Source organism: Allotamlana fucoidanivorans (assembly GCF_045788535.1).
GTDB classification, from domain to species: Bacteria; Bacteroidota; Bacteroidia; order Flavobacteriales; family Flavobacteriaceae; genus Allotamlana; species Allotamlana fucoidanivorans.
The window spans coordinates 280829-297707 of the sequence record NZ_CP074074.1; the positions used below are offsets into that span (position 1 = coordinate 280829).

The 16879-nt window shown below is 33.9% G+C and carries 13 protein-coding genes; 7 read left to right on the plus strand and 6 right to left on the minus strand.

Annotated elements, in window-relative coordinates; all coding sequences use genetic code 11:
* Positions 1-7: 7 nt before the first annotated feature.
* The 5 genes from KFZ70_RS01425 (at position 8) to KFZ70_RS01445 (ending at position 9034) form a co-directional block, all read left to right on the plus strand.
* Complete coding sequence (locus tag KFZ70_RS01425; RefSeq protein WP_158293204.1) at positions 8-1849, plus strand: RagB/SusD family nutrient uptake outer membrane protein; 1842 nt, start codon at positions 8-10, stop codon at positions 1847-1849.
* Between the two features lie 17 nt (positions 1850-1866).
* Positions 1867-4644 carry a SusC/RagA family TonB-linked outer membrane protein gene (locus tag KFZ70_RS01430; RefSeq protein WP_139696721.1) on the plus strand — a complete coding sequence of 926 codons (2778 nt, stop codon included), beginning with the start codon at positions 1867-1869 and terminating at the stop codon, positions 4642-4644.
* 82 nt (positions 4645-4726) lie between these two features.
* Complete coding sequence (locus KFZ70_RS01435) at positions 4727-6448, plus strand: RagB/SusD family nutrient uptake outer membrane protein (protein WP_233244040.1); 1722 nt, start codon at positions 4727-4729, stop codon at positions 6446-6448.
* 36 nt (positions 6449-6484) lie between these two features.
* Entirely contained in the window at positions 6485-7351 is an 867-nt protein-coding gene (locus KFZ70_RS01440) for a DUF1735 domain-containing protein (RefSeq protein WP_158293205.1), read from the plus strand.
* Between the two features lie 243 nt (positions 7352-7594).
* On the plus strand, positions 7595-9034 hold the full coding sequence (locus KFZ70_RS01445) for a glycosyltransferase family 2 protein (RefSeq protein ID WP_139696727.1): 1440 nt from the start codon (positions 7595-7597) through the stop codon (positions 9032-9034).
* A gap of 35 nt (positions 9035-9069) precedes the next feature.
* Here the strand turns inward: KFZ70_RS01445 and KFZ70_RS01450 are convergent, their stop codons facing one another.
* On the minus strand, positions 9070-9996 hold the full coding sequence (locus KFZ70_RS01450) for a LysR family transcriptional regulator (protein ID WP_139696729.1): 927 nt from the start codon (positions 9994-9996) through the stop codon (positions 9070-9072).
* A gap of 302 nt (positions 9997-10298) precedes the next feature.
* On the opposite strand from KFZ70_RS01450, the gene KFZ70_RS01455 reads away from it, so the two are divergent.
* Together KFZ70_RS01455 and KFZ70_RS01460 are read left to right on the plus strand one after the other, a co-directional pair.
* Complete coding sequence (locus KFZ70_RS01455) at positions 10299-11264, plus strand: sodium-dependent bicarbonate transport family permease (RefSeq protein ID WP_139696731.1); 966 nt, start codon at positions 10299-10301, stop codon at positions 11262-11264.
* 23 nt (positions 11265-11287) lie between these two features.
* On the plus strand, positions 11288-11605 hold the full coding sequence (locus KFZ70_RS01460) for a hypothetical protein (RefSeq protein WP_139696733.1): 318 nt from the start codon (positions 11288-11290) through the stop codon (positions 11603-11605).
* A 210-nt stretch (positions 11606-11815) separates the two neighbouring features.
* Here the strand turns inward: KFZ70_RS01460 and KFZ70_RS01465 are convergent, their stop codons facing one another.
* The 5 genes from KFZ70_RS01465 to KFZ70_RS01485 all read right to left on the minus strand — a co-directional run bounded on the left by KFZ70_RS01465 (position 11816) and on the right by KFZ70_RS01485 (position 16664).
* Positions 11816-12358: an outer membrane beta-barrel protein gene (locus tag KFZ70_RS01465; RefSeq protein WP_139696735.1), complete on the minus strand. Its 543-nt coding sequence runs from the start codon at positions 12356-12358 to the stop codon at positions 11816-11818.
* Between the two features lie 3 nt (positions 12359-12361).
* Positions 12362-12835 carry a lipocalin family protein gene (locus KFZ70_RS01470; protein ID WP_139696737.1) on the minus strand — a complete coding sequence of 158 codons (474 nt, stop codon included), beginning with the start codon at positions 12833-12835 and terminating at the stop codon, positions 12362-12364.
* A gap of 67 nt (positions 12836-12902) precedes the next feature.
* Positions 12903-13631, minus strand: a complete 729-nt coding sequence (locus KFZ70_RS01475) for a sterol desaturase family protein (protein WP_139696739.1) — start codon at positions 13629-13631, stop codon at positions 12903-12905.
* Between the two features lie 14 nt (positions 13632-13645).
* Positions 13646-14875, minus strand: a complete 1230-nt coding sequence (locus KFZ70_RS01480) for a radical SAM protein (protein ID WP_139696741.1) — start codon at positions 14873-14875, stop codon at positions 13646-13648.
* Positions 14868-16664 (minus strand): hypothetical protein, encoded by a 1797-nt coding sequence (locus tag KFZ70_RS01485; RefSeq protein ID WP_139696743.1) that lies wholly within the window; start codon positions 16662-16664, stop codon positions 14868-14870. Before KFZ70_RS01485 ends, KFZ70_RS01480 begins: the two co-directional genes overlap by 8 nt.
* Positions 16665-16879 lie beyond the last annotated feature (215 nt).

A 16879-nucleotide genomic window follows, 5' to 3' on the forward strand; every position in this document is an offset into this window, starting at 1 on the left:
TAACATTATGAAAAGATATTTTAATATATTACTACTTTTGGTAGTCCTAGCAAGCACATACTCTTGTGAAGACTATCTTGATCAAAGCCCAGAAGATGGGTTAACTTCAGAGCAAGTTTTTTCCGATTATTTTTCTACGCGAGGTACACTAGATAGAGCCAATCGATTAATACATAATTACGTCTTTAATGATTCCGACTGGTCTAGTGAATTAAACGGCATGGCTGATGACTGTCAGGTGTCTGCCACTAGATTTCCAGTTCATACAGTTTTAAATTCAGGAAACTGGATGGACAGCAACTTTAGAGAAATTGGTGGTATGAGAAGCTTTAATGTAAATCAAGAATTTAATGGGAATGATATTCCTATTGAGATAGTTGGCAAAGCATTTATAGCCATTAGAGCCGTAAATCAAGTAATGAAGAATATTGACTTAATTACGGAATATCCAGAGGGTTTAGGCTATACTAAGGTACAGCTGAAAAACCAATTAATTGGGCAGGCCTATTTTTTAAGAGCTTTCCACTATTTTCAAATTATTAGAAGATATGGTGGTTTTCCAATTATGGACAAAGTATATGATACTACTCATGACTTTAATGAAACCAGACCAACTTACTTAGAGTCAACAGAGTTTATGGTTTCTGATTTGGATAAAGCTATAGAATTACTTCCTGAGCAATGGAATTCACAAAATCTTGGTAGAGCAACTAAAACTTCAGCAAGAGCTTTAAAAGCCATGTCACTCTTATATGCAGCAAGTCCTTTGATGAACCCTCAATTAAACCCTTATGGTTCAAACTCTAAAACATACAATATAGATTTAGCAAAAAGAGCCGCTCAAGCTGGTGCTGAAGCTATTAATGGACTTACAGCCGGGGGTTATGAAATGTTTAGCATGGAAGACTATACCGAAAACTGGTATAGCAGAAACTCTGGCTTCCCTAAAGAAGCTATTATTCAAGCACCTCTATCTCCAAATACTGATCCTAATGGATCTGGAAGAGCTGGCCAAGGATGGTTTTTAGCTCAATTTGAAGGCGGTTGGGCTGTTGAAGGACAACCTACGCAAAATGCAGTTGATAAATTTGAAACTATTTCTGGTTATGACATTAATGACCCAGAAGCTCAAACTATGGGAGGATATGACCCTAACAACCCTTATGAAAATAGAGATCCTCGTTTTAGAAGATTAATATGGGTACATGGTGATGATATGTATCCGGATTTACCTAACCCTAACCCAGGTGCAGCCAGAACTTTAAATGCGCTTCCTGGAGGTTGGCATTATAACTTTGAAAATAGTAGAAGCAAAATGTTTACAGGTTACTATCACAGAGGTAAATTCAAATGGCCCGGATGCAATAAATGGCACAGGTCAAGAGGTTGGTTCCGTATGTTTCCTCATATTAGAGTGCCTCAAGTTTATCTTGATTTTGCAGAAGCTGCCAATGAAGCCTATGGTCCAAATGGTGCTGTTCCTGGCACATCGTTAACAGCAGTTCAAGCTATAAACGTTGTTCGTAACAGGGCTGAAATGCCTAATGTTATTGCCAAATATACTGCAGATAAGGAGACGTTTAAAAAACGTATTTATAATGAAAGAGCTGTAGAACTTTTTCATGAATTCCATAGATGGCATGATTTAAGACGCTGGAAATTGGCACAAGACGTCTTTGCCGAAGGTATATGGGGTGCAGATATTAAAGACGTAAATGGTAACATTGTTTATGACAAAAAGATAATTCAAGGAGCACAACGTATTTTTGAACATAAGCATTATTGGTACCCGTTCCCAACAGATGTTATGAATATTATGACCAAGTTTGAACAAAACCCTGGGTGGTAAATTATAAAATTATAAACATGAAATATTATATATTACTAGTTTTAACAACCATTACTATGGGGGTTGTTTCTGCACAGCAGAAGAATATTGATACCATAACAAAAATAAAAGTAGAAGAAAAAGTTAAACTCCCATTTGGAGAACTTAACCAAGACAAACTGGTGGGTGCCGTTGATGTCATCAAGGCAGACGCATTGTCACATACTTCTGACTATAATGTTGAATCTGCACTAGCAGGACAAGCACCAGGACTCATAATTAGTAAAGGTAATGGTGCTCCAGGTTTTGATACAACATGGATGAAAGTTAGGGGCTTATCAAGAGGAGGTAATAGCGATTCTCCATTAATTGTGATTGATGGTATTGCTAACAGATCGCTTTCTAGTATTGCCTTAGATGAAGTAGAAAGTATTCAAGTTTTAAAAGACGTAACAGCCAAAATGCTTTATGGTAGTAAAGCTGCCAATGGTGTATTAATGGTTACCACAAAACGTGGGTATAATGGAACAAAGAAGGTTTCTTTCTTTGTTGAATCTGGATTTAAATCCGCTACCGTTTTACCTGAATATCTTAATTCGGCAGATTATGCTACACTCTACAATCAAGCAAGGATTAATGATGGGCTAGATCCTGTATATACTGACCAACAAATAAGTGATTACAGAAACAACCCTTCTCCACTAAATCCAGATGTTGATTATAACAGTGAGTTCCTAAAAAACAATGCTTCTTTTACAAGGTTCAATGCTGAATTAATTGGAGGTGACGACAAAACCAAATACTTCTTAAACCTTGGTTATATTAGGGAAGATGGATTAGAAAAATTAAGAAGTCAAGATTTTAATCGTCTTAACATTCGAAGTAATCTTGATTATCAGGTTAACAAATCTGTATCTATGTTTTTAGATATAGCTGGTAGGATGGATATATGGGACAGAGCAAACATTAACAACAATGAATTCTTTAACTCTTTATCATCACACAGACCTAATGATTATGCGCTGTATGTGGGTGATTATGGAGACACGGATAATTTAGGTTGGAGCCCAAGGGTTGCAACAAACTTAGTTGGTGAATTGACCAGATCAGGCTATGTTAAAACAAATAATTACTATGCGCAAACAAACTTAGGATTAAACATTGATCTTAGTAGCATTACGAGTGGTTTATCCATAGGAGGGTATGTAACCTTTGATTTTTATAACAATGTTGGCTTAGGTAAGAGTTTACAATACTCAAGAGTTGACCCCATTACTGAAACTAGAATTGGTACAGATGTGCTAACGGGTTCTGAAAGCCGTATGGGAGATGATACAAGACAGAATTTAGGTATTGTTGGTACACTTGATTATAATAAATCTTGGGGTAAAAATGATTTACAAATCAATTTTTCGGCGCTACAACAAACACTTATTAGAAAATCGACACTTGATGGCCCAACAACCCAGCAAGATGATAAAAACATGAACTTTGGTGGACGTGTTAATTACACCTTCAATAATAAATACACTGTTGAAGGAACCGCATCGTACATGGGGTCTGATAAATTTACCAAGGCTAACCGTTGGGGCTTATTTGGTGCTGGTGGATTGGGTTGGATTATCTCTAATGAAAACTTCCTAAAAAACAGTTCTGCTGTAAATTTCCTTAAATTGAAAGGTTCTTTCGGGGTTATGGGTTATGATAATTCCTTTGACTACTTATTATATCGTGACTTCTATGTGGCTAATGGAAATTTAAGAACAGGTCCTAAAAATGCGGTTCAAGAATTTGGTTGGCGTGCGGGTCAAATTGGAAACACAAATCTTACCTTTGAAAAATCGAGAGAATTTAATATTGGCGTTGAAGCTAGTTTATTCAATAATAAGGTGGCTATTGAGGCCAATTATTTTAACGAATATCGATATGATATGCCCGCGGTACTAAATAATGCACTTCCCGATTTTACTGGAGAACTAAAACCTATTGGAAACTTTAATGAAGTTTCAAACACAGGTGTCGATTTCTTTGTAAGATATAAAGAACATATTGGCGATTTTAATTTTTCCATTGGCACAAACGTAATTTTTTCTAAGGCAGTCAATGAAGTTTTTGATGAATTGAATGAGTATGCTCATTTAAATAGAACGGGACAAGCTACAGATGCCATTTTTGGATGGCAAGCAGATGGCTTATATCAAAATGAGGCCGAAATAATTGCTGATAATGTTACGTCATCTTATGGTGAAATCATCCCTGGTGACGTCAGATTACTAAATATTGTTAATGACAAAGGAGATAATGTTATAGACCAATTTGATAGAAAAATAATTGGTAATAGTTTCCCTAGAACGCATTATGCCCTAAACCTTGATTTAGAGTATAAAGGCTTTCAATTATTTGTAATAGGGCAAGGTGTATCGGGAGTAGATAGATTTCTTAACACCAGTTATTATTGGAATGTAGGAGAAAACAAGTATTCAAATTATGCAAGTGGTGCGGCAGTTCCAGGCTCCGTAGCTGGGGCTAGCTCACCGCGTTTAACTTCTTTATCACAATCTCACAGCTACCGCAACTCGTCATATTGGCTCACTAATGGAGCATTCTTTAAAATTAGAACCATGGAGCTTTCATATAATTTTGATGAAAACGTTAGTAGCAAAATTGGAGCAAATAACTTAAAACTATTTGTTAGAGGTAACGATTTAATAACAATTTCTGATATTAAAGACTCTGATCCAGAGAATATGAATGCGGGCATCAATGCATATCCTATGTATAAAACCATTTCATTGGGTTTAAAGTTAACTTACTAAATACAGAATAGTTATGCAAAAGACAGATAATAAAGAAACTTTAAGTACTATGAAGACTAAAGATTCCATAAAAAAATATACAATGAGAAATATTTTAATTGCTTTCGGTATTTTAATTGCGTTTTCATCATGCGATGATTATTTTGATCCAAAGCTTACTAACGAAAGAAGTGAAGAGCAATTTTTGGCAAACGCAGACTATGTTCGAGGTTTACTTACCTATGCATACCGTGCTATACCGTCATCATTTGACACCTATGGTGGAGATTTTTTAGATGCGGCAACAGACAATGCTTTATCAAATGTACCTGCAGGTGGGATTAACAGAATGGTAGAAACGGATGGCTTTTGGTCTGCAGTTAGCAATCCAATTAACAACTGGCAAGGTAGATATGACGATTTGAAGAATGTTAATCAATTTATAGAAATTGGTTTAGATGGTACAGTTGTTTATTTTAAAGCTGATGAGGAAAGAGATGAAGCTTATCGCCAACGTTTAAAAGGAGAAGCTTATTTTTTAAGAGCTTGGATTCATTTTGATCTACTTAGACGTTATGGAGGAATCGATACTAGTGGAAACTTAATGGGAATCCCTTTAATCACCTCCTTTATAGACATTAATGTTGACGACTTAAATCTTTCAAGAAATACCTATGATGAATGTGTGCAACAAATAGTTGAAGATTTAAACGTCGCTATTACTAATTTGCCTTCAGAATACACAGGTAGCAATGATGATTTTGGCATTAATAACCTAGGTAGACCAACCAGTATTGCATCAAAAGCTCTTAAATCTAGAGTTTTATTGTATGCTGCTAGTCCTTCATTTGGAACATCATCTTACACCGATGCTGCTCAAGCAGCCAATGATGTTATTGATGATATAGGAACTACTTTGCCAAATGTCTATGATATTGATAACATTTCTAAAGATTACTTTAATAATGACACTAATGATGAACTAATCATGCGTCGTGTTAATGGCGGAACCAACGGAGATAATGGGCTTGAGCAAAGTAATTTCCCTCCTAGTTTATTAGGAAATGGCAGATGTAATCCATCACAAAATCTAGTGGATGCTTTTCCTATGGCCAATGGCTACCCCATTAACAACCCCTCTAGTGGTTATGACGAAAACATGATGTACAACAATCGTGATCCTAGATTTGAAATGACGGTTATTTATAACAATAGAATTTTTAAAGGACAAGCTATTGAAACTTTTCAAGGAGGAAACAATGTGCCACCTGCCCCAGGCGTAACTGTAGAAAATTCAACACGAACAGGATACTATTTACGTAAATGGATTAGCAATTCATCTAATTTAGTTCCGGGTAACATATCTTCTGATTATCACTACAATGCTTTATTACGCAAAGCAGAAGTGTTTTTAAATTTAGCAGAAGCGGCAAATGAAGCTTATGGTCCTGATGGTGGAAATCTAAATTTAACTGCAAGACAAGCGATTGCAGAAGTTAGAAGAAGAGCCGGTATAGCTTCTGGAGGTAATGATGATTATTTAGCATCAATAACAACAAAAGAGGCGATGAGAGAATTGATTAAAAACGAACGCAGAATAGAATTATGTTTTGAAGGCCACTACTTTTTCGATTTAAGACGTTGGAAAGACAATTTGAATATGCCAATTGAAGGGGTTACTATAACAAAAAACCCAGATGACTCTTTTAACTATGACAGACAAACTATTGTTGTCCCTAGCTATAAAGACTTTATGATTTATGGGCCACTTCCGTTCAATGAAATATTGAAAACTCAAAATATAACTCAAAACCAAGGATGGTAGTCAAATCAAATATATTAAACTAGAAAAATGAAGATTATGAAAAAAGTAGTATTATTAATATGCATAGGATCCCTGTTTTTACTTCAGGCTTGCTATGAAGACTATAAAGAAGATTACATATATTCTGCTACCTATTTTGCCCGTCAGTATCCAATACGTACGTTGGTAGATGAAGCAGACAAAGATATGACTCTTGAAATTGGTGCCGTTTTAGGTGGAAAATATTCAAATGATGTTAATGAACGTGCATCTTTTATTATTCAAGACACCTTATTGAATGCTGATAATTATCCGCAGTTCACAAAGCTTCCTGATAATTACTATACACTTAAAAGCAACGATATTGTTATTCCAAGTGGACAGTTCAAGGGAAGTACAACCATGACCATTAATAAAGATTTATTTTTAAATGATCCTTTAGCTATAGGTAATAACTACGCCCTTCCAATTGAAATGACGGAGTCTACAGCTGACACCATTTTGCACAGCAAACGTTACTCTGTTGTTGTGATTAAGTATTTCAACCAATACCACGGCTGGTATTATGTTAAGGGGGTAGACACGAATACTTCAGATAACACTAGTGTAACGTATTCAAACGATGACCTTGTACTAAATGAAGATGTTCTATTACAAACAACATCTAAAAATGAGCTTACTGTACCTTATGTAGGCAACCCAGATGTTTCAGGAAGAAACATGAACTTTTCTATAGATACTGATGGCTCAGTAATCATTTCTGAAGACAATGTAACAGGTACATCTGGAACTGGTTCTTATGATTCAAACACTAGAAATTTCACTCTTGATTATTCCTATACAGATGGAGATGGAGCGGTACATACGGTAAAAGACACACTTATTTACAGAAATACTGAACTTATTCTAGAAGAATGGAATTAAAACTTGAGCATTTTTAATCAATCTAATTACTAATAAAAAAGATTAATAGTAAAATTTCAGAATTAGTTTAGTTTTATTTTGTTTAGAGGCCCTGTTGTTAATGACAGGGCCTTGCCTTTAAAATCTAATTTATAGGCTTCATAATGTTAAATAATTTTTAAATCCTTATAAGGTTTTCATAATAAAAATCTGAAATGTCAATTAGTACGTAAAAGAGTAAAACTAATTGTGATTAACAGAACTATGAAAATCAGAAAACAGGACTTTAACCAGTCTAATATTTCCATAACAGCTAATTTAAACTTATTCGTACATCTATTTCAAACCAAGCTTAAAAGGTTTAAAAAAGAAAATCTTTGGGGAATTTTAGTCCTATCAGCTACTTTTTTATTAATTATTGACGCTGTTTATTTAGGTGTTATTTTACGGAAAGATATTGCTATTTATAATGCACAACGATTAAGTACTACCTTTGGGGTTGCTCTTATGATCTTTTCGATTGCTTTACTTCTTTTTAAAGGTAGTTTCTTTATTTACACACTATTCCGTTACTTTAAATACAAGCCCATTACATCTGTAAGCGATACAGAATTGCCCTCGTGTACTGTCATAGTACCAGCCTATAACGAAGGTAAACAAGTTTATGATACTTTAATGAGTCTCGCTCAAAGTGAGTATCCTGAAGAAAAATTTGAGTTGCTTTCTATTGATGACGGCAGTCAAGATGACACATGGCCATGGATGATTGAAGCAAAAAAAGTACTGGGTGACCGTTTAAAAATTCATCAGCAACCTGAAAACAAAGGAAAGCGCCATGCTTTATATTACGGTTTTAATAATGGCACTGGTGACGTTTTTGTTACCGTTGATAGTGATTCAATAGTTAATCCTGATACTCTAAGAAATTTAATAGGTCCTTTAGTGACAGATGAAACTTGTGGAGCTGTTGCTGGCAATATTCGCGTATTAAACAAAGACAAAGGGCTGTTACCTAAAATGCTAGATGTAAGCTTTGTTTTAAGTTTTGAATTTGTACGTTCTGCTGAAAGCACACTAAAATCAGTACTATGTACACCAGGCGCTTTGGCAGCATACCGTAGAGCCGCTGTTTTTAATTGCCTTCAAGAATGGATGAATCAAACCTTTATGGGAAACCCTTCAGATATTGGAGAAGATCGTGCATTGACCAATATGATTTTAAAACAAGGCTATCATGTTTTATTTCAAAGAAATGCTTATGCATATACCAATGTTCCTGAAAAATACCGCGGCCTTTACAAGATGTTTATTCGTTGGGGGCGTAGTAATGTGCGTGAAAACATTGAAATGTCTAAATATGTTTTCAAAAATTTTAGGAAGGGTTCTAAACTGGGAACACGATTACTGTTTCTGAGTCAGTCCGTTGAAATCATCATGACCTACCCTTTTTTAATTCTGATGATATTATTTATTTTCACCCACCCTATATTATTTTTAAGTTCAACCTTTTTAAGTATTTTGGTAGTTTCAACATTCCCAGTGTTATTTTATGCAAAAAGATATGATATAAAAGCGTCTTTTTGGGCGTATACCTATAGCATTTTATACACCTTTGGTTTGTTTTGGATTACCCCCTATGCCATAGCCACGGCTAGCAAAAGTGGTTGGTTAACTAGAGAATTACCAAAGTCTAATACCGTTTAAATCGAGAAGAAAAATTATTTTTGCATTGAATCTTTCTACTCGCTTTCATTTAGCCAATCAAAATGCTTATCGATAATAACTTGTTTATTTTCTTTTACATAGTTGATTAAAGATTTAGCTATAGTTGACATATTCTTGGAACTTAACCAAATCAAATTCCAATTAGTAACAATGGGCAATCCCTTCACTGGGATAATTTGCAAATCGCCAATGGTAAGCGCATTTTTAATACCAATAAGAGGCATGATTGAATAGCCTAAACCAGAAATAACAGCTTGTTTTAAGGCCTCATTTGAGGTAAGCTCCATTTTTTTATAGGTTGAAATTTTCTTAGAGTCTATAAACTTTTCCATAGCTAATCTAGTTGCTGAACCTTGTTCTCTGTATATCAAAGGAAGTTTTTGGAATTCAGACTTTGACAAGTATTTGCCTTTATGCTGGTACTCTTTACCCCCTACCATATAAAGTTCATTAGGCATAAGTTGAATTCTATTAATTTTTAACTTTTTAGGGATTGTGGAAACCATAGCAAAATCAACTTCATTATTCTCAAGAGCTTTAATTACGGAAGCCTTATTAGTTACATCCATAACAAGGTCAATACCTCGGTGTTGATTTATAAAATCAGATATAAAATAAGGCATAACGTATTTTGCCGTAGAAACAATGGCAATTTTTAATTTACCTGCTAACTCACCCTGATAAGACAATGCTTTATAATCAATAGCCTTAACCTCATCCATAATTTTTTGAGTAGCTTGGGCTACTTCCTCACCAAACTCGGTGATATAAATACGCCTCCCTACAACTTCAAAAAGTGGTATTTTAAATTGATCTTGAAAGTTTTTTAACTGAATGGAAACTGCTGGCTGTGTTAAATACAAAGCTTCTGATGCCTTTGTTACGCTTTGTAATTCGGCTATTTTTAAAAATACTTCTAGCTGGTGCAATGTATAATTCATAATTATTTTTTATGTATTTCATAATAAATATAAATAAAAATTTATGAAAAATATATCTAAACTTTGCATCAAAATTTAAAAACATGAAGAAAAGACTATTTAACCTCCTCATTAAATTCCACAACAAAATTGTACAGATTAATGATATTATTATAACTGCTATGTTTTTGTTTTTTGTAAGTCTATCGTTGAAAAACAACGGCTTATTTACGCAAGAACTGACTTTGTGTGGTTTGATTGTATTTCTAGCTGTCACCAACAAAAACCTAAATATGTTAACCAAAACCAAATAATATAACTACATGGATTTACATTTACTAATTGACAACCTAACCAACCCTGCATTACTTTTCTTTTTTTTAGGAATTATTGCGGTTCAATTAAAGAGTGATCTACAAATACCTGAAAACTCATCAAAATTCATCTCTTTGTACTTACTTCTCGCCATTGGTTTTAAAGGCGGACAGGAATTATCTCATAGCACATTTAGCTTAGAAATACTTTGGGCTTTAATTTTCGGCATCCTATTAGCTATATCTGTACCGATTTATACTTATTACATCTTGCGTAAAAAATTTAGTGTAGAAAATGCCGGAGCCATAGCTGCATCATACGGATCTGTAAGCGCCGTCACTTTTGTAACAGCCATATCCTATCTTGAAATTATGCAAATTCCATTTAGCGGCCACATGGTTGCTGTAATGGCGCTTATGGAGGCTCCTTCTATCATGGTTGGACTCTTACTTATCATGATTTCAAAGGGAGGCAAAAAGAAATCAGGCATACCCATGTCAACCGTTTTACGTCACGCACTTTTCAATGGAAGTGTATTATTAATAATAGGAAGCCTTATAATTGGGTTTCTTGCTAGCGATGCTCAAGCTGAAGGTATTAAACCATTCACCACAGATATTTTTAAAGGATTCCTTGCCGTATTCCTATTAGACATGGGAATTACCAGTGGAAGAAAACTCTCAGATTTTATAAAGAAAGGTTGGTTTGCTCTAATCTTTGCAATTTTAATTCCAATCCTCAACGGTTGCTTGGTATCTATTATTACGGCAGGCTTTGTCACTGGAATAGGCAACAGATTATTATTCGCAATCCTAGCCGCCAGTGCTTCCTATATTGCCGTACCTGCTGCCATGAAAATTGCTGTTCCAAAGGCTAGTCCGAGTTTATATATTCCAATGGCTCTTGCTATTACCTTTCCATTCAATATCACACTGGGCATGCCCTTGTACTTATGCATAATTCAAAACTTTTAATAGAACCTAAATATTTAATTACTATGAAAACATCATTGAAATCAAAAAGTAAAACCCAAAAAACATTACAACACTCCGTCAAGTTAATTGATGGTTGTTTCACCAATGCTGAGGCCAGAGATATCTTGAGTGAGATATTAGATGTTAAAATTAATTTTCACAAACTTCAACGATTGTCTAAAACTGAAGGCAACATCAATGATGCTTGCGAATTTGACAATAGCAGAATCATTGAACTTATTGATTCTAAACAGGATACTAAGACTTTTTTATCCGATCCGAAATGGAATGGTAAAACTCTAAAAATAGAAAGTACCGTTACCATTACGGTTACCGACTAATTGAATCACATTTGTATTTGTAAAATAGGTCCAACAATTTCAAAATTGTTGGACTTTTCTTTGCTTTAAACTGTAATATATATGCTATTTTCCTAATCACATTTTCTAATTGAGCCGTTTTGATTTAGACTTGGTTCCAACAAAGACTAAAGTTCTTCTAACTATTAAACGGTTGTAGAATTTCCTTTGCGAACAAAATATTTTAATCTACTAAAACCTAAAATTTAAACCTATGTTTAGAGCAGCTGAATTATAGTTGTCCTCTGCTATTGATGTATACGATAGTACTAGTGCTAGCTTCTCTTTTAACCGATACGCCATTGATGGACGCATATAAAATCCGCCATTGCTATCATTAAAAAAACCACCGTCATTATCTCCAATATAATTTGCATTTAAAGCATACCCCAGATCAATTCCTGCGTAAATAGATTTGGAAATATTAAAATTGGAAGCTACTGCTAGTGGCATAAAAACATCTGGAATTGAGCTAAACCATCCTTTTGACCCATCTCCATTACTGCCTTCTCCTAAAAAAGTAACAACACCTGTTGACGCACCTAAATTAACAACATCTGATAATGACCATAAGTAACAAACATGTCCCTGAAGGGTATACGAAAAAAGCTCCTTTGAATCTGCTAATGTAGGCCCTACACTAATTTCCACCCTAAAACCTTTTTGAGCATTTGCAACACAACAAAAAAAACAAATAGCAATTACCATTAAGTAAATTGATATTGCTTTTATCATTGTTTACAGTTTAATATATTCTTTATAAAAGTAAGACGACGCGTCATCACCGCAATAAAAAATTGGATTATACTGCCCAACTTTAACGGAATTTTTGCTGACTTTAAAATAAGTAGCCTCCTCTTCCTCCTGTCCTTCATATTTCACAAATAAAGCACCATCCATAATTTTCCATGTCCCTTTTTCCAAGACATCTTCTGTACATTTATCATCGATATACTCATAAAAATACGTTTCAACCCAAGTGCCATCGGCGTTTATAGTCAACCGCCCCTTTTGTTCACAGGATGTATAGTTTTCAACATCTTGGTCTTCACCAGAACAAACTATGACAAACCTTACGGGCTTCCAAACACCAACAAATTGACTCTCTATATTTTGCTGTGGGGTTTCTTTTTCATCGTCATTTGAAGAACATGATGAAGCAAAAAACAAAAAAAATACAGCTACATAAACTATTAAACTTTGTGTTTTCATGACTGTTTGAATTAAATTAATATATCCTATTTGATGTCACTACGCTAAAAATTTGCATTTTAAAAATTCAATCTAATTTATATTTATAAGTACCCATTAAGCGATCCCAAAATGTAAAATACAACCCGAAATTATACTTTGAATTCCTATGGTGAACATCATGATCTAATGGCGTATTTTGGAACTTAAACAATTTAAGTTGTTTTATATCATATCCTAAATGCACAAAAGTATCATAAAAAATCATCCAAGTAATAAACACCACTAAAGCCCAATTATGCCATGGTACTGTAAAAATAATTATTGGAATAATACCCATAGTTAAAATCGATTCTAAAGGGTGAAACGCAAAAGCACCCCACGTTGATGGGTTTTTAAATTTATGGTGTAATAAATGTGTGTACTTAAAAATTATTTTATGGTGCATGAGCCTATGAACCCAATAGGAATATGTATCATGTAACACCACCATAAGTAGAATACTAACCACAAAATAAACCAATCCATATTCATTGATATCCGCATAGTTTCTTGTATAACCATTTTTTAACCAATACACAAATAGCCAAATTCCTGAACTATAAATACAAAAAGTAACCAAAGAATATTTTATTTCTTGAAAGATTTGCTTCCTGTTGGGATGTGCCTTTTGAATTTTAAGCGATTGATACTCTTCTTTTTTTATAATGTACAGCCAAAAATACGGCAATCCAGCAACTACCATGTATCTAGCAACTAATATTACCATCAACAGAAACCATAATTTAAACACCGATAACTCTAACAACGTTTCCATAATACATTACTTGATTAATAGATTGAACATCCTTTTTTTGACAAATTAGCTAAGGCTAGATTAAAATCCTTACTTAAAATATTCCCTGAATTAGTATGACAAAAATTGCAGGCATTTAAATTTCCTTTTGCGTCAATATAAACACTCCTGTTTCCACCTGCAAAACACCCTTGTCTTCGTTGATAATACCCATGATAACTAATTATAGGGAAATCTAGAAAGTCATTAGAATAATTCATTTTAACAAAGAAGGATTCTAAGATTTTAAGATTATCATCTGATAGTTTTACATCTCTACCTTCAAAGTGTCCAACTGGTTTTGGCTCTAAATACTGTACAAAATGCACCCCAATGTTTTTAGCCAGCAACATATACTTCATCAAATTTTCTTCACTAACAAAGTCATTGGTTATACATACAGAAAAGGCTACAACCATATTATTTGCAATAGCATTTTTGGCACCTTCTAGCGCCCAATGATAAGCATGCTTAAACCCTCTAAAACTGTTATGCATTTCCTCATCAAAATGATCTAAGCTTATGAATATTCCAGTTAAACCAGCTTTTTTCAATTGTTTTGCCTTGCTAAAAGTAAGTCGATACCCCGATGTATTAATCCAAATATTTGAATTCTTATTGGCCTTGTTCAATAGGTTAATTAGTAAATTAATTTTTAGCAAAGGTTCACCTCCTGTTAAATGAATCTGGCCTGTCCCCATATTTTGTAATCTAGAAATCACCTTCAACAAATCTTCTTCATCTAGTTGATCTTTCTGGTTTAGCGTATCCCATGTATAACAATGATCACATTGTAGGGCACATTTATGGGTTATGGCCAAGTGCACATGGTTAAATCTTAATCCTGCACCCTTTATTGGTTTAAAATAATTTAATTCAGAAGTGATAAAACGACGGTAATTGTCATCAAAATATCCAGGCGTATATAAGCCAATATAGTACTTGCCGTCTACCTTAACCATTTTCTTTAACTTAAAATTACCGAGAAACTTTTTTCTCAACTGAATAAGGTATCTAAGTCCTAAATACCAGTTTAAAGGACTCTTGTATGCTTTTAACAAGATACCGAAAAGCGAACATCTAATGACAAACAACCACAAGGTTTTCTGTAACCCAGATATGGTTTTACATTGAGCGCTATGATTTTTATAACTTACATTCTTAAATGTAGTTGACTCCATCATAAACGTTTGTTTACTTACAGAAATTGTGGTTACTTCATTCATGATACGCCACTTTTTTTGAATTAAAATTCACAATATCAAAATAGTATTGTTCTGAATACTTGGTAAAAACATTATCCTTTCTAAATTCTTTCAATCGTTCAAAATCTGGAACACCTTTATAATCCCGTATATAATTATAATAGCCTCTACTTAGTAAAAACAAGGATTCCTTAGCTTCCTTATTATGTCTATGGGTTTGAAATGAAACCGTAACCTCATCGCCAATATTAGGTTGTACCAAATAATTTGCGTCTTTATATTTTAAAAGTTCTGTAATGTCCTTACCTTTTTGATTAATAGCCGAGTTAGGCTTTAAATATTCTGAAATTAACCTCTCGTTTTCCGAATAATCTATTGCTACATAGTCTACTTCCCAGAACATAAATCCTGTTTCTAATTTAATTTGAATAGTTTCTTTATAAACATCATCCAGTGGTATTGACACAACAATATCTCTAGTTGCCATTGGTCCTACAGTATTGATATTTTGTACCAATTGCCACCCTTTATCTGTTTTTAGATAAACTGAAAGGGGAATATTTTGGGCTTTTACCCAATTTTCTATAGATACCTTAGAAACTTCTTGTTGTCTTTTTTGAAACGTATTGTAGTATGAACCAAACTGCTCATTAAACTTCCCGTACATATAATCTAACCAAACAGAATTTTTGGCTGTTACATATAACTTGGCGTTTTTACAATGGCTTGGTTTTTCAAAATCAAAAACCACTTGTCTAGTACTATTTTGGTTATTTAAAGCTGTATTAAAGGCATAAAAATCATTATCCTTATGCAATGCAGGCTGTATCTGTTCATATCCATCATCCATTGTAACTCGTTTAGGCGCTATCAAATTCTTAAAAGTATGAGGTTTACCTTGATGGTCTATCAAGACTTCTATATCCTCGTTATGCGTAAACCGAATCAATTGTACAACATCCGTATATTGCACTTCCTTTAGATGGTTGGCTATTTTTATATTATACTCCCCGTTGTCACCTAGAATATTAGGAAGCGCCAGGTAATCATCTCGTTGCATGTTTGAAGTAATGGTTCCAGGGTAAAGCTCTCCAGTAAAATAATAGCCTTCATTATGCTTTACATAAACAAAAGGACAAGAGCTTTTAAGCGCAGCCACCAACAAGGTTACAAAGGCAATAGTACCAAATGTACCTGCCAATACATTTGCTATTGACCGCCCCGTATTCTTATCATTAATAGAAACCCGTTCTACATCTGAAAAAGGGATACTTACATTTTGGTAGTCATTGAAGTTTGAACTATTGTTCAAATAAAAATGCACCTCATTAAGTGGTGTTTGCTTTGATGGTTTATAGCGATGAACTCGCTTAGTATCTCGAGTAGCAGTATATGTTTGAACAGAATCTTTTACCTCATCTGTGCTTTCGCTACGATTCTTATTCGATTTATTTTTTAATCCTTTATTGGGATTTTTTTTTGAAACCTTTTTTTCAAACTGATGTTTTGATGAAACAGGAGCCAAAACACCACTAATTGTTTGCTCATCTTCATTAACTACAATCTCATTTAAATGCCATTCTAAATCCTTTTGATGTAGAATAGCATACTTATCTTGCTCATTAAAATTCTTGATAGTGCCTGAAATAGTTTCTTTAGTGGTTGCAACATCCTTAACAGTGTAATAGGAACATGATATAGAAAGATTTATAGTAGCGAATGAAAAAAGTACTGCTATTTCTCTTGTATATTTTTTACATAATTTAAGAGGAACCCAACCATACATACAATTGTTATTTTTTATATTCATGATAGAAGCTTTTAGTATAGGTTGACATGTTTAATTCAATTTGACCATTTATATTGATACTTGCCAACAAGTATTTTGGCCATACTTACATAAGTAAGAACGGGCTTTAGGTTTTAATGCAAAGACCTAAGTACTTGTAACCTTTGTACCATAATAATCTGAAAATACTTTTCAGATTTAAAATTTTATAATTCAACAGGAAATGGCTACTATTA